Source organism: Streptomyces bacillaris (genome assembly GCF_003268675.1).
In the GTDB taxonomy this organism is placed as follows: Bacteria; Actinomycetota; Actinomycetes; order Streptomycetales; family Streptomycetaceae; genus Streptomyces; species Streptomyces bacillaris.
Window position 1 is genome coordinate 6,971,408 of the sequence record NZ_CP029378.1, and the last position, 17,912, is coordinate 6,989,319.

At 73.2% G+C, this 17,912-nt stretch carries 17 protein-coding genes; 10 read left to right on the forward strand and 7 right to left on the reverse strand.

Annotated features, from left to right (window positions below; translation table 11 throughout):
• Nucleotides 1-27 precede the first annotated feature (27 nt).
• The 4 genes from DJ476_RS30470 (at nucleotide 28) to DJ476_RS30480 (ending at nucleotide 3,278) form a co-directional block, all read left to right on the forward strand.
• Nucleotides 28-789, forward strand: a complete 762-nt coding sequence (locus DJ476_RS30470; RefSeq protein WP_112492003.1) for a DNA alkylation repair protein — start codon at nucleotides 28-30, stop codon at nucleotides 787-789.
• Between the two features lie 80 nt (nucleotides 790-869).
• Entirely contained in the window at nucleotides 870-1,016 is a 147-nt protein-coding gene (locus tag DJ476_RS34680; RefSeq protein WP_162638562.1) for a hypothetical protein, read from the forward strand.
• A 153-nt stretch (nucleotides 1,017-1,169) separates the two neighbouring features.
• Nucleotides 1,170-2,345, forward strand: a complete 1,176-nt coding sequence (gene tuf / locus DJ476_RS30475) for an elongation factor Tu (RefSeq protein WP_103417815.1) — start codon at nucleotides 1,170-1,172, stop codon at nucleotides 2,343-2,345.
• An 87-nt stretch (nucleotides 2,346-2,432) separates the two neighbouring features.
• Nucleotides 2,433-3,278, forward strand: coding sequence for a spermidine synthase (locus DJ476_RS30480; RefSeq protein WP_112492004.1), 846 nt, complete (start codon nucleotides 2,433-2,435; stop codon nucleotides 3,276-3,278).
• A 124-nt stretch (nucleotides 3,279-3,402) separates the two neighbouring features.
• Here DJ476_RS30480 and DJ476_RS30485 read toward each other — a convergent pair whose 3' ends face one another.
• Nucleotides 3,403-4,566 (reverse strand): hypothetical protein, encoded by a 1,164-nt coding sequence (locus DJ476_RS30485; RefSeq protein WP_103417817.1) that lies wholly within the window; start codon nucleotides 4,564-4,566, stop codon nucleotides 3,403-3,405.
• A gap of 134 nt (nucleotides 4,567-4,700) precedes the next feature.
• Between DJ476_RS30485 and DJ476_RS30490 the strand changes: the two genes are divergently transcribed.
• Nucleotides 4,701-5,138 carry a DUF4442 domain-containing protein gene (locus DJ476_RS30490; protein WP_019766498.1) on the forward strand — a complete coding sequence of 146 codons (438 nt, stop codon included), beginning with the start codon at nucleotides 4,701-4,703 and terminating at the stop codon, nucleotides 5,136-5,138.
• An 88-nt stretch (nucleotides 5,139-5,226) separates the two neighbouring features.
• On the opposite strand, the gene DJ476_RS30495 is transcribed toward DJ476_RS30490, so the two are convergent.
• Nucleotides 5,227-5,757, reverse strand: coding sequence for a gamma carbonic anhydrase family protein (locus DJ476_RS30495; protein WP_103417818.1), 531 nt, complete (start codon nucleotides 5,755-5,757; stop codon nucleotides 5,227-5,229).
• A 199-nt stretch (nucleotides 5,758-5,956) separates the two neighbouring features.
• On the opposite strand from DJ476_RS30495, the gene DJ476_RS30500 reads away from it, so the two are divergent.
• Both DJ476_RS30500 and DJ476_RS30505 read left to right on the forward strand, forming a co-directional pair.
• Nucleotides 5,957-6,712: an acyltransferase gene (locus DJ476_RS30500; RefSeq protein WP_103417819.1), complete on the forward strand. Its 756-nt coding sequence runs from the start codon at nucleotides 5,957-5,959 to the stop codon at nucleotides 6,710-6,712.
• Between the two features lie 61 nt (nucleotides 6,713-6,773).
• On the forward strand, nucleotides 6,774-7,328 hold the full coding sequence (locus tag DJ476_RS30505; RefSeq protein WP_103417820.1) for a YbaK/EbsC family protein: 555 nt from the start codon (nucleotides 6,774-6,776) through the stop codon (nucleotides 7,326-7,328).
• A gap of 22 nt (nucleotides 7,329-7,350) precedes the next feature.
• On the opposite strand, the gene DJ476_RS30510 is transcribed toward DJ476_RS30505, so the two are convergent.
• Together DJ476_RS30510 and DJ476_RS30515 are read right to left on the reverse strand one after the other, a co-directional pair.
• The gene (locus tag DJ476_RS30510) at nucleotides 7,351-8,175 is read right to left on the reverse strand and encodes an aminoglycoside N(3)-acetyltransferase (RefSeq protein WP_112492005.1); all 825 of its coding nucleotides are present in this window, start codon (nucleotides 8,173-8,175) and stop codon (nucleotides 7,351-7,353) included.
• 75 nt (nucleotides 8,176-8,250) lie between these two features.
• Entirely contained in the window at nucleotides 8,251-8,658 is a 408-nt protein-coding gene (locus DJ476_RS30515; protein WP_112492006.1) for a CoA-binding protein, read from the reverse strand.
• Between the two features lie 75 nt (nucleotides 8,659-8,733).
• On the opposite strand from DJ476_RS30515, the gene DJ476_RS30520 reads away from it, so the two are divergent.
• The 3 genes from DJ476_RS30520 to DJ476_RS30530 all read left to right on the forward strand — a co-directional run bounded on the left by DJ476_RS30520 (nucleotide 8,734) and on the right by DJ476_RS30530 (nucleotide 13,791).
• On the forward strand, nucleotides 8,734-9,360 hold the full coding sequence (locus tag DJ476_RS30520; RefSeq protein ID WP_103417822.1) for a YigZ family protein: 627 nt from the start codon (nucleotides 8,734-8,736) through the stop codon (nucleotides 9,358-9,360).
• Between the two features lie 247 nt (nucleotides 9,361-9,607).
• A complete protein-coding gene (locus DJ476_RS30525; RefSeq protein ID WP_103417823.1) occupies nucleotides 9,608-10,777 on the forward strand; it encodes an exonuclease SbcCD subunit D in 1,170 nt (389 codons plus the stop codon).
• Nucleotides 10,774-13,791: an AAA family ATPase gene (locus DJ476_RS30530; RefSeq protein WP_112492007.1), complete on the forward strand. Its 3,018-nt coding sequence runs from the start codon at nucleotides 10,774-10,776 to the stop codon at nucleotides 13,789-13,791. The genes DJ476_RS30525 and DJ476_RS30530 overlap by 4 nt, the downstream gene beginning before the upstream one ends.
• 84 nt (nucleotides 13,792-13,875) lie before the next feature.
• Here DJ476_RS30530 and DJ476_RS30535 read toward each other — a convergent pair whose 3' ends face one another.
• The 3 genes from DJ476_RS30535 to DJ476_RS30545 form a co-directional block, all read right to left on the reverse strand.
• Nucleotides 13,876-15,354, reverse strand: a complete 1,479-nt coding sequence (locus tag DJ476_RS30535) for an endonuclease/exonuclease/phosphatase family protein (protein ID WP_103417825.1) — start codon at nucleotides 15,352-15,354, stop codon at nucleotides 13,876-13,878.
• A 253-nt stretch (nucleotides 15,355-15,607) separates the two neighbouring features.
• Nucleotides 15,608-17,296, reverse strand: a complete 1,689-nt coding sequence (locus tag DJ476_RS30540) for a DUF885 domain-containing protein (protein ID WP_112492008.1) — start codon at nucleotides 17,294-17,296, stop codon at nucleotides 15,608-15,610.
• A gap of 94 nt (nucleotides 17,297-17,390) precedes the next feature.
• On the reverse strand, nucleotides 17,391-17,879 hold the full coding sequence (locus DJ476_RS30545; protein WP_029395509.1) for an Lrp/AsnC family transcriptional regulator: 489 nt from the start codon (nucleotides 17,877-17,879) through the stop codon (nucleotides 17,391-17,393).
• Nucleotides 17,880-17,912: the final 33 nt, after the last annotated feature.

The following is a 17,912-nucleotide window of genomic DNA, read 5'->3' on the forward strand; positions in this document are numbered from 1 at the left end:
GTGTGTGATCGCCGTAATGTGCGTCGCGTGGACCCCGCAGCAGCCTCCGCCCCCGCCGAACCGGACGGCCCGCCTCCCGACGCCGTACCGGGCGCCCCCGCCGTACCGGACAGTCCGCTCGCCGACACCGTCCTCGCGCGGCTGACCGAGGTGTACGCCCCGGCCGCCGACCCCGAACGGGCCGAGGGCGCCGCCGCGTACATGAAGCACATCGCCCCGTTCCTCGGCATCCCCACTCCCGAGCGCCGGGCCCTGGCGAGGACCGTGCTGGCGGGCACCGGGCGGCCGGACGAGCGGGACTGCACCGCGATCGCGCTGCGCTGCTGGCAGCTGCCCGAGCGCGAGTACCACTACTTCGCCGTCGACTACCTCCGCCGGTACGTCTCCTCCTGCTCCTCCGGCTTCCTGCCCGTCCTGCGCCACCTGGTCACCACCGTCCCCTGGTGGGACACGATCGACGCGCTCGCCGCGCATGTCGCGGGGCCGCTGGTCACCGCCGATCCGGCGCTCGCCCGCGCCATGGACCGGTGGATCGACGACGACGACCTGTGGGTCGCCCGTACCGCCTTGCTCCACCAGCTGCGCTACAAGGAAGCCACCGACACCGACCGGCTCTTCGGCTACTGCCTGCGCCGCGCGGACCACCCGGACTTCTTCATCCGCAAGGCGATCGGCTGGGCGCTGCGGGAGTACGCCAAGACCGACCCCGCCGCCGTACGCGACTTCGTCGAGGGCGCGCGGGCCCGGCTCTCCCCGCTCTCCGTGCGCGAGGCGCTCAAGAACCTCTGAGCCCGAACCTCTGAGCCCGCAGGGCGGGGCCCGCCGAAAACCATTCGACGCGGCCGTCCCGCCCCGCCATGATCAGAGGCATGTTCCGGTACGCCTTCCTCGCAGCGCCGTCCGCAGTCGCGGACGCGCCGAAGGCTGCCGTGAACGACATGGCCGCAGCCGCCGTCGCAGCCACCACCGCAGCCTTCGTCGCTGCCGCAGCGCCCCTCGGCGGCGCCCGAAGCTGACCCTCCCCCGACAGTCCGGCGGACCCCGCAAGGGGAGGGTCGGCAGGGCCCTGGGGTCTTCTCTCTTCTCAGCTTCGAGCCCTCTTCCCGGCTTCGAGCCCTCTTCCCGGCTTCGAGGCTGTGCCCGGCTTCGAGTTCTCAAAGGAACGCGCCATGTCCAAGACGGCATACGTACGCACCAAGCCGCACCTCAACATCGGCACCATGGGCCACGTCGACCACGGCAAGACCACCCTCACCGCCGCCATCACCAAGGTCCTCAGCGAGCGCGGGGGCAGCTCCACCTCCTACGTGTCCTTCGACCGGATCGACCGGGCCCCCGAGGAGGCCCAGCGCGGGATCACCATCAACATCGCGCACGTCGAGTACGAGACCGACACCCGCCACTACGCGCACGTCGACATGCCCGGCCACGCCGACTACATCAAGAACATGGTGACGGGCGCGGCGCAGCTCGACGGGGCGATCCTCGTCGTCTCCGCGCTCGACGGGATCATGCCGCAGACCGCCGAGCACGTCCTGCTGGCCCGTCAGGTGGGCGTCGACCACATCGTCGTGGCGCTCAACAAGGCCGACGCGGGCGACCCCGAGCTGACCGACCTGGTCGAGCTGGAGGTCCGTGAGCTGCTCTCCGCGCACGGGTACGGCGGTGACTCCGTCCCCGTGGTCCGGGTCTCCGGGCTCAGGGCGCTGGAGGGCGACCCACGGTGGACGGCGGCGATCGAGGGGCTGCTGGACGCCGTCGACACGTACGTACCGATGCCGGTGCGCTACACCGACGCGCCGTTCCTGCTCTCCGTGGAGAACGTCCTGACCATCACCGGCCGGGGCACGGTCGTCACCGGCGCCGTCGAGCGCGGCACCGTCCGCGTGGGCGACAAGGTCCAGGTGCTGGGCGCGGACATCGAGACGGTCGTCACCGGTCTGGAGACCTTCGGCAAGCCGATGGAGTCCGCCGAGGCCGGGGACAACGTGGCGCTGCTGCTGCGCGGGGTGGAGCGCGACCGCGTCCGCCGCGGCCATGTCGTGGCCGCGCCCGGCAGCGTCACGCCGAGCCGTCGGTTCACCGCGCAGGTGTACGTGCTGTCGGCGAAGGAGGGCGGCCGGTCGACCCCGGTCACCACCGGCTACCGGCCGCAGTTCTACATCCGTACGGCGGACGTCGTCGGTGACGTCGACCTCGGGGAGACCGCCGTCGCGCGCCCCGGGGACACGGTCACCATGACCGTGGAGCTGGGCCGTGACGTCCCGCTGGAGTCCGGCCTCGGCTTCGCGATCCGCGAGGGCGGCCGCACGGTCGGCGCGGGCACGGTCACCGGCCTGCTCTGAGTACCGCCCGCCGCCCGCCACCCCTCGGTCCGGGGGGTGGCGGGCAGCGGCGGCGGCGACCATGGCGAGGTGAACGAGAATGGAGGGGTGAACGAGCCGATACCCGTCATCCGCGACGTCGACTGCGGCACCGCCCGGCTGCTGCCCGATGTGGACCGCGACCGGGCCTGGCTGCTCACGGTCGACGACGCACCCCAGTCCTATGTGGACCTCGACGATCCGACGTACCTGGAATTCGAGTACGTACGGCGCCTCGCGCACGTCCTGGACTGCGCGGCACCCGACGGCGCCCCGCTGGACGTCCTGCACCTGGGCGGCGGGGCGCTCACCCTGCCCCGGTATGTCGCCGCCACCCGCCCCGGCTCACGGCAGGAGGTGATCGAGGCGGACAGGGGGCTGCTGCGGCTGGTACGGGACCAGCTGCCGCTGCCCGACGACAGCGGCATCACCGTGCACGCCGCCGACGCCCGGGAACGGCTGGAGGCGGCCCCGCCCGCGTCGGCCGACCTCGTCGTCGCGGATGTCTTCGGCGGCTCCCGGGTCCCGGCCCACCTCACATCCGTGGAGTACGCGCGGGCCGCCGCGCGGGCGCTGCGGCCCGACGGGATCTACGCCGCCAACCTGGCGGACAGCGCGCCCTTCGCCTTCCTCCGGTCCCAACTGGCCAACTTCGCCGCCGTCTTCGCCGGGCTCGCCCTGATCGGTGAACCGGCCGTGCTGCGCGGTCGGCGCTTCGGCAACGTCGTGCTGCTCGCCTCGCACGCCCCGGTCGACACGGCCCCGCTCACCCGCCGCTGCGCCGCCGACGCCTTTCCGGCCCGGGTCACCGACGGGGACGCGCTGGTGCGGCTCATCGCCGGGGCGCGTCCGGTGCCGGACGCGGACGCCGTCGCCTCGCCGGAACCGCCGGACGGGGCCTTCACCATCGGCTGAGCACCCACAGGCGGACGGTCATACGAAAGCCGCGCGGCCCGTTCCGGGGGACAGCGTTCCCGGAGCGGGCCGCACGGGCGTCGGCGGTATCGCGAACATGAGGGTACGAGGGTGTGAGGGAGTGTCAGCCGGTCGGCTTGTCGGCCGAGAGGCGGACCGTGCTCAGGATCTGCTGGATGGTGGTGTCCGGCAGCTCGCCGTCGACGCCCTTGGGGCCGTAGAGGATCCAGGTCGAGAACTCGTCGTTGCCGTTCTTGAAGGAGAACGCGATCGACTTGCCGTCGGTGTCGCACTTCTCCTTCTTGGCCAGACCGGTCGCGGTGGCCGTCACGACGCTGCCGGAGAGACCCGACTTCGTGGTGAACGGCTTGGGGTCACCGACCTTGACCTTGTCCTTCGAGTCGGTCTGGGCGTACGCGGCCCACACCCAGGTGCCCGCCTCGGCCTTGGCGGCCTCGTCGGAGTTCTTCGCCCCGCGCGCACCCTTCGTACCGACGCCCGCCAGCTCGGTCTCCTCGTCGCGGCCGTCCTTGTCGGAGTCGTCGACGCACCACTTGCTCTTGTAGTACGCGGGCGCCGAGAAACCGGCGACGGGCTTGCCCGTGGGGTCCTTGGCGTCCTCGAAGCCGGCGAACACACCCGAGCTGGAGACCTCCCAGTCACCGGGTACGTCGAACTGCGTGCCCCACTTGGGGTTGGTGACGACCTTCCACCCCGGGATGAGGGGCTTGGGGTCGTTCTCGGAGCCGCGCGGGTTCTCCGCCGGTGCGGAGCTGGGCTCCTCCGAGGTGCTCGGCTTCGCGCTGGGGGAGGCGGACTTCTTGTCGTCCGCGACGTCCTTGCTCTTGTCGTCGTCGTTGCCGGTCAGCAGGACGACGCCGGTGACGACCGCGGCGATCACGACGGCGGTCGCCGCCACGATGGCGATGACGGTCGTCTTCTTCTTGTCGCCGTCCGGCTTCGGTGCGCCGGGCGGGCCCCCGACGGCGTACTGCGGAACGGTCGGCTGCTGGTACGGGTTGGGCTGGCCGTACCCCGGCTGCCCGTACGGGGGCTGGCCGTATCCCGGCTGTCCGTAGCCGGGCTGGGTCGGCGGCTGACCGGGCTGCCCCGGCGGGTATCCGGGCGCGCCGGACTGCCCCGGTTGCTGACCGGGCTGCTGGCCCTGCTGCGGATATCCCGGTTGCTGATAGGGATTCGGCTGCTGGTACCCCGGCTGCTGGTACGGGTTCTGATTCGGGTCCTGCGGGTTCTGCTCGCCCCCGGGCGGCTGCTGTCCTGGCCACATGGCCAGTAACCATAGATGGGTGGCGTGTGCACTGCCACGCCCGCCCCTGTCCCAGTGCTGTCCCGGTGCCGTAACAGGGGGATGGTCAAACCTCGCTACTCATGAGTAACCTTCGGTCCATGAGCGCTGAACAGATGACCGTGGGCGAGATGCTCGTCGCGACCGTTCCGATGGCCCGGACCCTCAACCTCGAATTCCTGGAGACGACCCCCGAGCGGGCCGTCGTCCGGCTGCCGGACCAGGCGGACTACCACAACCACGTCGGCGGACCGCACGCCGGAGCGATGTTCACGCTCGCCGAGTCCGCCAGTGGCGCCATCGTCATCGCCGCCTTCGGGGACCAGATGTCCCGCGCCGTGCCGCTCGCCGTCAGGGCCGAGATCGGCTACAAGAAGCTGGCCATGGGCGAGGTCACCGCGACCGCCACCCTCGGCCGCCCGATCGCGGACGTCGTGGCCGAGCTGGATGCCGGGGAGCGCCCCGAGTTCCCGGTCGCCATCGAGATCCGGCGCGCGGACGGCGCGGTCACCGGCGAGATGACCGTCGTCTGGACCCTGCGCCCCAACAGCTGACGCCCGCGGGCGTACGTTCCCGGGGCCGCCGCCCCCTCCGGTCGGGGAGGGAGCGGCGGCCTCCGGTATGCGCGGGGTCGGGCGGGGCTCAGCCCTCGTGTGCCGCGCGGTGGGCCTTGGCCAGCTCCACGTAACCGGCCGCGTTGAACCGGATGCCCTCCAGCTCCTCGGCCGTCAGCGGCCGCTTGACCTTGGCGGGCACGCCCGCGACCAGCGACCCGGGCGGCACCTGCATCCCCTGCGGTACGAGCGCCTGCGCCGCCACCAGGGAGCCGGCGCCGATGTGCGCGCCGTTGAGCACCGTGGCGCCCATCCCCACCAGCACGTCGTCCTCGATGACACAGCCGTGCAGGACCGCGTTGTGGCCCACCGAGACCCGTGCGCCCACGGTGAGCGGGAAGCCGGGGTCGGTGTGGACGCTGCAGTTGTCCTGGATGTTGCTGTCCGGGCCGAGGGAGATCGGGCCGCAGTCGGCGCGCAGCACGGCCTGGTACCAGACGCTGGAACCGGGAGCCAGGGTGACCTCTCCGATGACCACGGAGGTCGGGGCCACGAACGCGTCCGCGTCGATGACCGGCTCCTTGCCGCCCATGCCCGTGATCAACGCCTGCTCCGCCATGGCCTGCTCCTCGGTGGTCCGGTGCTGCTCGGGGTACTGCTCGGGGGTGGTGCTCCTGATGGTGTTGCGCTGGGGCCTTCGATCGGGATCGGGCCGTCTGACACGGTAGGCGACGGCTCCCCGCACCTGCCCGGCGGTGGGGTGAACATCACAGGTCACCGCACGGAGCGCCGCCCGCCGCGCCGACTACCGTGAGCCCGTGCCGAAAAACCGCAACACGTTCTCCTTCCTCGCCCGCCGGGGCCGCAGCGCCGCCTCCTGGCTGGTCCACCGCGGCTGGGAGTGGGCGCGGCAGGCGGGTGCCGTCACCGCCGAGCACCCCGGCCGGCTGCGCTTCGGCGCGATCGGGGAGGGGACCCGGCTGGCGTTCCCGCAGGGCACCGTGTTCGGGGAGCCGTGGATCGAACTGGGCGGCCACTGCATCATCGCGGAGCAGGTGACCCTGACCGCCGGGATGATGCCGGACCTGGACCTGGGGCCCGACCCGATCCTCACGCTGGGCGACGGGGTGGTGCTGGGGCGCGGCAGCCATGTGATCGCGGACACGACGGTGACCATCGGCTCGGACACGTACTGCGGTCCGTACGTCTACATCACCTCGACCAACCACAGCTACGACGACCCGCACGAGCCCGTCGGCAAGCAGTGGCCCCGCATGGAGCCGGTCGAGATCGGCCCCGGCTGCTGGATCGGCACCGGCGCGGTGATCCTGCCCGGCGCCCGGCTCGGCCGGAACGTGGTGGTCGCGGCGGGCGCGGTGGTGCGCGGCGAGGTCCCCGACCACGCGGTGGTCGCGGGGGCGCCCGCCCGTGTCGTACGGAGCTGGGACCCGGAACGCGGCTGGCAGCCGCCCCTGCGCACGCCCGCTCCCGTCCCGATCCCCAAGGGCGTCACCCCGGAACAACTGCTGGCCCTGGCCGAACTGGAGGGCGAGGCGGGACCGGACGCCCCGTGACAGCGGGTCCAGGCCCCGAGGCCCCGCCGGGGGAAGGGACGCCGCCGATACGGTAGGCCGTATGCGCGCACCCATCGGCACCTTCGAGGACGCCTCCCCGGCCTCCGAACGGCTCGACCTGCTCCCCGCCCCCGTCGCGACGGCCCTCGCCGCCGGGTGGGGCGACATCACCGCCGACCGGATCATCCACGTCGACACCGACCCGGCCGTGGCCGACACCGCCGTCTTCGTCGAGCACCACGGGCGGGACCTGCTGGACACCTCGGCCAACTGCGTCGTCGTGGCGGGCAAGCGCGGCGGCGAGACCGCCCTGGCCGCGTGCGTGGTGCTCTCCCGCACCCGGGTCGACGTCAACGGCGCCGTGCGCAAGCACCTGGGCGCCCGCAAGGCGTCCTTCGCCGCGATGGACACGGCGGTCGGCGAGACCGGCATGGAGTACGGCGGCATCACGCCCATCGGCCTGCCCGCCGCCTGGCCCCTCCTCCTCGACCCCGCCGTGGTGGACGAGGAGTGGGTCCTGATCGGCAGCGGCAGCCGCCGGGGCAAGCTCATCGTGCCCGGCAAGGCACTCGCCGCCCTCCCGGGCGCGGTGGTCGTGGAGGGGCTGGGGGTCTGAGGCGGTCGGGGGGCTGAGAAGGCTACCGGTGGGCCGTGAGCCACCCGGTGGCGAAGTCGACGGCCGCCCGCAGCCGGAGCAGCCTGCACGGGGCCGAACCGACGAGCGCCTGCCGTACGTCACCGGGGGCGGCGGTCTCCTCGAACGCCGCGCCCAGGGCCGCGAAGTCGCTGTCGTCCAGGGCGACATCCTCGTACTCCCACCACTGCCGCACACCCCCCGGCGCCACCACACAGCGGTAGGTGCGGCGGGGAGGGGCGGGGGTGCGGTACTCGGCCAGGTGGAAGGCGGTGCAGGTGGCGTAGCCGGTGCCGAGGAGGAGGACCCGGGCGTCGGCCTCGTACAGCCGGGCGAGCGGGGAGTCCTCGCCGAGGTGGCAGTCCGGCCGGTGCCCGGTGAGCAGCTTTCCGGCCGCGGGGCCGAGGGCGGCGAAGGAGGTCTGGGGATGGGCGCTGCGCTCCGCGCCCGCCGTTCTCCGTACGGTCTCCGCCAGGGCGCCCACCGAGGGGGCCGGGGTGAGCGCCGGGTCGAACGGCTCCATCGACGAGCGGACCGCCTCGCGCGCCGCCGCGTCCAGGCCCCGCACCCGGGCGCGGTACTGCGGTGAGGTGTCCGAGTTCTCCGGGGTGAAGGAGGGGACCACCAGCGCCCCGTCCCGTCCCACCGCCCGGCGCAGGGCAGCCACCACGGTGGCGGGCCCGCCCGCTGTCGGCCCGACCGTCCGCAGGGAGGCGTGCACCAGCAGGATGTCGCCGGGGCGCACGCCCAGCGCGGACAGTGCGGCGGTCAGCCGCTCACCGTCGAGAGGGAGGCTGTCGGGAGGGACCGCGTCAGGAGGGGCGCTCACGGCGGGGATCCCTGCCCATGCCGGGCGGCCCCCATGCGGGCGGCCCGCACACCCTCACCCCCGGCCGCGCCCCCCTCACCCCAGCCGTGGGATCTCGATCGCCGGGCACCGGTCCATCACCATCTCCAGCCCGGCCGCCCGCGTCCGCTCGTACGCCTCCTCGTCCACCACGCCGAGCTGGAACCAGACCGCCTTCGCCCCCACCGCCACCGCCTCGTCCGCGACCCCGCCCGCCAGCTCGCTGTTGACGAACACGTCCACCACGTCCACCGGGAACGGGATCTCCGCCAGCGAGGCGTACCCCTGCTCCCCGTGCACCGGCTCGGCCTTGGGGTGCACCGGTACGACCCGCTTGCCGAACCGCTGGAGGACCTCCGCCACCCCGTAGGCGGCGCGGGCGCGGTTGGTGGAGAGGCCCACCACCGCCCAGGTGCCGCCCGTCTCCTGGAGAATCCGCCGGATCGTCTCTGTCTCGTTGTCCATGCCGGGACAACCGCCGGTTCCGGTCCCGTCATTCCCGCCGGAACCCACGGACGACGCGGCGCATAGGGTGGACGGATGCAGGAGCAGTACCGGACCGTCGCCCGCGCGGGCGTGCACGAGAGCGAGATCAACCGATCGCGCTTCCTCTGCTCGCTCGCCCCCGCCGCCACCGAACAGGAGGCGCAGGACTTCGTCGCACGCGTCCGCAAGGAGCATCCCACCGCCACCCACAACTGCTTCGCGTACGTGATCGGCGCCGACGCCGCCGTACAGAAGGCCAGCGACGACGGTGAACCGGGCGGCACCGCCGGTGTCCCGATGCTCCAGATGCTGATGCGCCGGGAGGTGCGGTACGTCGCGGCGGTCGTCACCCGCTACTACGGCGGGGTCAAGCTCGGGGCGGGCGGACTGATCCGTGCGTACGGGGGAGTGGTCGGCGAAGCCCTGGACGCGCTGGGCACCATCACCCGGCAGCGGTTCCGGCTGGCCACCGTCCGCGTCGACCACCAGCGGGCGGGCAAGCTGGAGAACGACCTGCGGGCTACCGGGCGGGACGTGCGCGAGGTGCGGTACGCGGAGGCCGTGACCATCGAGATCGGGCTGCCGGACGCCGATGTCCCCGCCTTCACCGCCTGGCTGGCCGACGCCACCGCCGGGTCCGCGACGCTGGAGCTGGGCGGCGAGGCGTACGGAGACGTGTGACGGCCGCCTGCGGTGAGGGGAATCCCACGGGTGGCGAATTCCTGATCGATGCGGGATCGGCGGCCCGGCGGCGTTAGCGTGGTCCGAGCCGGTCGCGGGATCACGGGCCGCCCGGTGCGGCCCACGGGGTGGAGGACGACGTAGACATGCAGCGCACAGGGCGCGGAGCCACGTACACACGGCGCACGCCGCGCGGGGCGCCCGGGCGGGCGCGGCGCACCACCCGTCCCACCGGCGGAGCGGTCGCGTGAAGCTGCTGCACACCTCGGACTGGCACCTGGGCCGGTCCTTCCACCGCGTCCCCCTGCTGGACGCCCAGGCCGCCTTCCTCGACCACCTGGTGGCCACCGTCGAGGCCCGCGAGGTGGACGCCGTCCTCGTCTCCGGTGACGTCTACGACCGGGCCGTCCCGCCGCTCGCCGCCGTCGAACTCTTCGACCGGGCGCTGCACCGGCTCGCCGCCGTCGGCGTCCCGACCGTCATGATCTCCGGCAACCACGACTCGGCCCGCCGGCTCGGCGTCGGCGCGGGCCTCTTCGAACGCTCGGGCATCCACCTCCGTACCGACCCCGAGAGCTGCGCCACCCCCGTCGTCCTCACCGACGCCCATGGCGACGTCGCCCTCTACGGCCTCCCGTATCTGGAACCGGCCCTGGTCAAGGACACCCTCCGCGCCGCCAAGGCCGGGCACGAGGCGGTGCTCACCGCCGCCATGGACCGGGTCCGCGCCGACCTCGCCGCCCGCCCCGCCACCACCCGCTCCGTCGTCCTCGCCCACGCCTTCGTGGCGGGCGGCGAACCCAGCGACAGCGAACGGGACATCACCGTCGGCGGGGTCTCCGCCGTCCCGGCCGGGGTCTTCGACGGCGTCGACTACGTCGCCCTCGGCCACCTCCACGGCTCCCAGCGGGTCACCGAACGCGTCCGCTACTCCGGCTCCCCGCTCGCCTACTCCTTCTCCGAGGCCGACCACCGCAAGACCATGTGGCTGATCGAGCTGGACGGCAGCGGCGCCATCACCGCCGACGAGCGGATCGACTGCCCGGTCGAACGTCCCCTCGCCCGGCTCCGGGGCCGCCTCGACACCCTCCTGGAGGACCCGGCCCTGGACCGTCACGAGCAGGCCTGGGTGGAGGCCACCCTCACCGACCCGGTCCGCCCCGCCGACCCCATGGCCCGCCTCGCCGCCCGCTTCCCGCACACCCTGAGCCTGGTCTTCGACCCCGAGCGGCCGCCCGAGGACCCGCTGGCCTCCTACGCCCAGCGCCTCCGGGGCCGCGACGACCACCAGATCGCGGAGGACTTCGTGGCCCATGTGCGCGGCGGCAGCGGCCCCAGCGACCCCGAACGCACCGTGCTGCGCGCCGCGTTCGACGACGTACGGGTGGACGAGGGCGTGCGCGAGGTGTCCCGATGAGACTGCACCGCCTCACCCTCACCGCCTTCGGGCCCTTCGGCGCCACCCAGGAAGTCGACTTCGACGGCCTCTCCTCCGCCGGGCTCTTCCTGCTCCACGGCCCGACCGGCGCCGGGAAGACCTCCGTCCTGGACGCCGTCTGCTACGCGCTGTACGGAGCCGTCCCCGGCGCCCGCCAGAGCCCCGGCGCCACCCTGCGCAGCGACCACGCCCCCGCCGGCCTGCCCACCGAGGTGCAGCTGGAGCTGACGGTCGGCGGCCGGCGCCTCGAAGTCACCCGCAGCCCCGCCCAGCCCCGGCCCAAGAGGCGCGGCGACGGCTTCACCCAGGAGAAGGCCCAGAGCCGGCTGCGCGAGCGCGACCCCGAGGGCGCCTGGAAGGCGCTCAGCAAGTCGCACCAGGAGATCGGTGAGGAGCTGGTCCAGCTCATCGGGATGAGCCGGGAGCAGTTCTGCCAGGTCGTGCTGTTGCCCCAGGGCGACTTCGCCCGCTTCCTGCGCGCCGATGCCGAGGCGCGCGGCAAGCTGCTCGGCCGGCTCTTCGACACCCGCCGGTTCGCCGCCGTGGAGGAACGCCTCGCGGAGCTGCGCCGGGGGGCCGAGGCTCGGGTGAAGGCGGGCGACGAGGAGATCCTCGCTCTCGCCCAGCGCATCGCCCAGGCGGGCGGCCCGGCGGCCGCCGAGGCCTCGCAGCCCACGGTCCGGGCGGGCGAACCGGGCCTGGCCGAAGCGGTCCTGGAGTGGGCCGCCCTCGCCCGCAGCGCCGCCCGGGAACGGCTCGACATCGCCGGTGCGGTGGTCGCGGCCGCCGAGGGCCGCCAACTCGCCGCCGCCCGCGCCCTGGAGGCCGAACGTGAACTGGCCCGCCTCCAGCAGCGGTACGCCGAGACCCGGCGGCGCGCCGAGGAGTTGGAGGAACGGCGCCCCGAACACGACGCCTGCCAGGAGCGGTTGGAGCGCGCCCGCAAGGCGGACCGGGTGGCCCCGGCGCTGGAGCTGCGCGAGGAGGCCGAGCGGGCCTACCGGGCCGCGAGCGACGGCCTGAACCGGGCCCGGGCGCTGCTGCCCCGGGACCTCTCCGACGCGGGTGCCGACCAACTGGCCGAGCTGGAGCGGCGGTTCCAGCAGGAGCTGTACGCGCTCGAAGCGGCCCGCGCGGCCGAGGAACGCAGTGCGCGGATCGACGAGGAGCGCGACCTGCTCGACCGGGAGGCGCGGGCCGACGAGGAGCTGATCCGGGACGCGGACGCGTGGCTGGCCGACTGGGACGCCACCCGTACGGCCCTGAAGGCGCGCATCGACGCGGCTCAGGAGGCCGCCACCCGCGCCGAGCAGCTCGCCGGACTCCTCGCCCCGGCCCGCCGCCGACTGGACGCCGCCCGCCGCCGTGACGCCCTCGCCACCGACGTACAGCAGGCCGAGCGGCAGCTCACCGCCGCACACGAACAGGCCCTGGCCGCGCGTGAGTTCTGGCTCGAACTGAAGGAGCGCCGACTACGGGGCATCGCCGCCGAGCTGGCCGCCGGTCTGGTCGCCGGTGAGCCCTGCACGGTCTGCGGCTCGGCCGAACACCCGGCCCCCGCCAGCCCCGGCGACGGCCATGTGGACCGGGCCACGGAGGAGCAGGCCCTCGCCGCCCAGCGGTCCGCCGAGGAGACCCGCGCCCGGACGGAACAGCAGCTCGGTCTCGTACGCGAACGGTACGCGGCGGCGGAGACGGAGGCGCTGGGCGACGAGCCCGCCTCCGAGGCCGAGGCGCCCACCGTGACCGAACTCCGCACCCTCGTCGACCGGTTGACCGACGAACACGCCGAGGCCCACCGCCTCGCCGCGGGGACGCATGCCGCGCGGGAAGCGTTCGCCATGGCCGAGGGCGAGTACGCCGGGCGGCTGGCGCAGCGCCAGGAGGCCGGCGAGCGGATCGCCGCCCGTACCGCCGCGCGTGAGGCGCTCGACAGTGATCAGGCCCGGCTGGCGGAGCAGATCGCCGCCGCCCGGGGCGAGTCGGCGTCCGTCGCCGCGCACGCCGAACGGCTCACCCGCCGGGTGGCGCTCCTCGCGGGCGCCGCCGAGGCCGTACGCGCCGAACAGGACGCGGCCCTGCGCCGGAAGGAGGCCGACGACCGGCTCTCCGACGCGGCGTTCAGGGCCGGGTTCGACACCCCGCAGGCCGCTGCCGCCACGCTCCTCGACGCGGCCGCCCAGCGCGACCTCCAGCACCGCATCGACGCCTGGCAGGCGGAGGCGGCGGCCGTCGCGGACCGCCGCGCCGAGCAGGACGCGCGGGAGGCCGCCGAACGCCCGCCCGCCCGGCCCGCGGAGGCGTCGAGCGCCCACGACACGGCGGAGTGGCTGCTGCGCGAGGCCGCGTCGGCCCACGCGACCGCCCGCGAGCGCTGCGCCGAACTCGACCGGCTCTCCAGGCGAGTTGCGGAAGAGGTACGGCGGCTGGGACCGGTGCGCGAGGAGTACGAGCGGGTCGCCCGGCTCGCCGGACTGACCGCCGGGACCTCGGCCGACAACGAGCGAAAGATGCGCCTGGAGGCGTACGTCCTCGCCGCCCGCCTGGAGCAGGTGGCGGCCGCGGCCACCGCCCGGCTGCAGCGGATGTCCGCGGGCCGCTACACCCTCGTCCACTCCGACGCCCGCACGGGCGGCCGCCGGGCCGGGCTCGGACTCCATGTCGTGGACGCCTGGACCGGCAGCGAACGGGACACGGCCACGCTCTCCGGCGGCGAGACGTTCTTCGCCTCGCTGGCCCTGGCGCTCGGGCTCGCGGATGTCGTCACCGAGGAGGCGGGGGGCGTGCGCCTGGACACCCTCTTCATCGACGAGGGCTTCGGCAGCCTGGACGACCAGACCCTGGACGAGGTGCTCGACGTGCTGGACTCGCTGCGGGAGCGGGACCGCAGCGTCGGGATCGTCAGCCACGTGGCCGATCTCCGCCGCCGCATCCCCGCCCGGCTCGAAGTGGTCAAGGAACGGCACGGCTCGACGGTCCACCACCGGCTGTGAGCCCGGCACGGCCCTGTGCCGTGCCGGGCAGGCCCGACCGCCAATGTCATGGCGGTCCGGCTGAGGGCCAGGCTCCGGGTCGGCTCAGAAGCGGAAGCGCCCCTTGATCGGATAGTGGTCCGACGGCCCCGTGTCGGTCGGCACGTCGCACGACTCGACGGTCGCGGAGGACGGCGCGAACAGGTAGTCGATCTTGATGCTGCGGTTGCTCAGCGGCTTCGTTGCCCGGCCGTCATGCGGCCGTGCGCTCCACCGCCCCTCGTCGCACTCCGTGTCCGCCAGATAGGCGGCCGTCAGGACGTCCTTGGGTTTGTCCTCCTCCGAGGCGGAGTCCGGGGGGGTTGCGTTGAAGTCGCCGCCGTACACGGTCCGGTATCCGGCCGGGGTGTACGAGCGGACGATCTCCTGGAGCTTCGCGGCCTGCTCCTTGCGCTTCGTTCCGTCAGGGTCGTCGTTGGTGATGCCGGCGCTGAAGTGGGACGTGCAGAACTGCAGGGCCTGGGCCGGGAGAACGGCACACAGGGCGGTCCGCTGCTCCATGCGCACCCAGGTGCTGCCGATGGTCCGGTTCTGCGGCGAGGGCAGATCGTACGAGGTGTACCAGACGTTGGAGTCGGGCAGGGCCAGGGCGACGCCGTAGGCGCCCCGGTCCTGCCAGCCGGATGCGGCCGATCCGGCCCTGTCACACGACTTGGCGGCCTTCACGGAGGACCCGTCGACGGTGTATTTGATGGGGGCGAAGCGCACGTCCCATCCGGTGCCCGTGATGACCTCCAAGGCCTTCTCGATCTCCTTGGCGTGCGACTCGCAGAGTTCCTGGAGGAACACGGCACGGTACTCCGACGCCTGATTGCCCATCCGGGCGGTGACCTGGGCGCCCAGGGAGGGGCCTCCCACCAGGTGATTGCGGCACCCGCTGTTGTTGTTGGCGCAGACGTTCCACGACATCACACGGAAGTCCGCCGCCGGGGCGGGAGACGCGGGTGCGGGGCGCCCGCCCTCGTCGCTCGCGTTCTCCTCACCGAGGAAGACGAGCTCGAACTTCTGCCAGGACCCCACCGCGTCCGCCCGTGCCCGCAGCAGACCGTTGTCGCTTCCGGCGTCCTGCACCTCGGCGGTCACGTACTTGTAGCCGTTGTTCGTCCAGGCCTTGATGGCGTACGTGTTGTCCGGCTGCTTCTCGAGCTGAAGCTTCTCCCACTCGCCGACGCTAGTGCCGCGGGCCCGGAGTAGATTCTCGTGGCTGCCGGTGTAGTTCCGCTCGGTCGTGACGTAGTTCCCGTTCGCCTCCGAACGGAGGGTGGTGGTCCACCCCTTGTCACCGGTGTGCAGCGTGAACTTCTCCCAGGAGCCCAGATCCCGGTGGGTCGGGGCGGCCGCGCGGGCCCGGAGCATGGCCTGCCGGGCGCCGCCGGTGTTGACCTCCGTCGATACGTAGAGGCCGTTGCTCACGGCCCTGAGGGCGTACTTGTCGCTCGCGGTGACGGGCACCGGGCGTGCCTCCGCCGCGTGCGACTGCACGGTGGACATCGCCATCACCGTGAACAGCACGGAAAGCAGCACGGTAAAGCGGCTTATCGCCTGTCTCATTCATCCGCCTCGATAGGGAAGAGTTCAAACCGCGTATATTACTTCCCCGGCAGGGCGCGCGGAGGAGGGGCGGACGACGCCCGTGGCGACGAGCAGCGCGCCCTCTACCCTCCCACCGCGCCGGTCGGCACCGCCGACCGTGGTTGCCGCAGCTCCTCTCTCCGGGCCCGGTGCCCCTGTGGGCATCCGCTCGGAGGAAGCGGGCCGGCCGGGGCGCCGGGCCGGGTCAGAGCCGGGACAGCTCGTCCACCAGGTCGTCCAGGCCCAGCGAACCCTGCGAAAGCGCCGCCATGTGCCAGGACTTGAGGTCGAACGCATCACCGTGGGCGGCCCGCGCGTTCTCCCGGCCGAGCAGCCAGGCGCGCTCGCCCAGCTTGTAGCCGATGGCCTGGCCCGGCATCGAGAGGTAGCGGGTCAGCTCGCTCTCCACGAAGTCCGCCGGCCGCCCGCTGTGGTTGCCGAAGAACTCCTGCGCCAGGGCGGGCGTCCAGCGCTCGCCCGGGTGGAACGGAGAGTCCGCCGGGATCTCCAGCTCCAGGTGCATACCGATGTCCACGATGACCCTGCAGGCCCGCATCATCTGCGCGTCGAGATAGCCCAGGCGCCGTTCCGCGTCGGAGAGGAAGCCCAGCTCGTCCATGAGCCGCTCCGCGTAGAGCGCCCACCCCTCCGCGTTGGCGCTGACCATGCCGACCGACGCCTGGTAGCGGGAGAGGCTGTCCGCGACGTGCGTCCACTGCGCGATCTGGAGGTGGTGGCCGGGCACGCCCTCGTGGTACCAGGTCGAGACCAGGTCGTACACGGGGAAACGGGTCTCGCCCATGGTGGGCAGCCAGGTGCGGCCGGGGCGCGAGAAGTCCTCGGAGGGGCCCGTGTAGTACGGGGCCGCCGCACCGCCGGGCGGGGCGATGTGCGACTCCACCTTGCGGACCCGCTCGGCCAGGTCGAAGTGGGTGCCGTCCAGCTTCTCGATCGCCTCGTCCATCAGGCCCTGGAGCCACTCGCGTACCTCGTCCACTCCTTCGATGTGCTTGCCGTGCACATCGAGGTGGGCGAGCGCCTCCCAGGGGCTCGCGCCGGGAAGGATCTTCGCCGCCTCGGCCTTCATCTCGGCCAGCAGACGGTGGTACTCCGACCACCCGTACGCGTAGGCCTCGTCGAGATCCAGATCCGTACCGTTGTAGTAGCGCGACCAGCGGGCGTACCGCTCCCGGCCCACGGTGTCGGGCGCGCCCTCGATCGCCGGGGCGTAGACGTCTCGCACCCAGTCGCGCAGGGAGGCGAGGGACTCCGTCGCGAGCCGGGCCGCCTCGGTCAGTCGCGGACGCAGCGCCTCCGGTGCCGGGCCGACGAGGTCCGCGAAGAACGCCGCGCTCCCGCCCTCACCGCTCCACTCGGTGAGCTGCCCGATGAAGGTGGCGGTCGCACGGGGACCGGCGTACAGCTTGCGCTCCAGGCCGAGGCCGAGCGAGGCCCGGTACCCCTCGACGGCGGCCGGGACGGCGCCCAGCCGTTCCAGCACCGCCGCCCAGTCCTCCTCCGTCGCGGTGGGCGTGAGCGTGAAGACCTGGACGAGGCTGTGGGCGGGCGAGTGGAGGTTGGAGACGGCCCGCAACCCCTCCTCCGCCTCGTGCACGGCGAGTTCCGCCGTCAGCCGTTCCCGCAGGAGCCGTGCGCACCGCCGCTCCTCGTCGCTGTCGGCGCCCGGCAGCCGCTCCGCGTCGTCCAGCTTCAGCAGCGTGGCGCGGATGAGGCCGGCGGAGGCGTCCTGGCCCGCCGGTGAGAGATCGGGCAGGCGGCGCGAGCTTTCCGGGACCCCCAGATAGGTGCCGGTGATGGGGTCGAGTTCGATGAGGGCGTCGACGTAGGCGTCGGCGATCTGACGGGGCAGCGCACTGCTCGAAGTGTCTGACATGCGGACATCCTCCAACGGAGGGCCCCTCTCCGTCACCACCGATACGGCGGCCGCGTCCGAAAGACGATCACGGGCCCGGGGCTTCGCGCGACGGTCAGGCGCGGGCCGGGTCCCCCGGTGGCAGCAGGGGCCCGCACTCCCACTGCTGGAAGATCAGCCGGGTCTCCACCCGGGCCACCTCCCGGCGCGAGGTGAACTCGTCCAGCACCAGCCGCTGCAGATCAGCCGTGTCCGCCACCGCCACCTGCACCAGATAGTCGTCCGGCCCGGTGAGGTGGAAGAGCGCCCGCGACTCCGGCAGCGCCCGGACCCGGTCGACGAACGGGCCGATCAGCTCCCGGCGGTGCGGCCGGACCTGCACCAGGAGCAGCGCCTGGAGCCCCCGGCCGAGCTTCGCCGGATCCAGCCGCAGCTGATCACCGAGGATGACCCCGGAGCGGCGGAGCCGGGTCACCCGGTCCAGACAGGTCGAGGGAGCCACCCCGACCTCGGCGGCCAGCTCCCGGTAGGTGGTCCGTGCGTCGTTCTGCAGCAGCCGCAGAATGTGCAGATCCACCGGATCCAGAGCGACAGAATCAGCCATACGGCGAACGTAGCACGGTCTTTTTCCGCTACG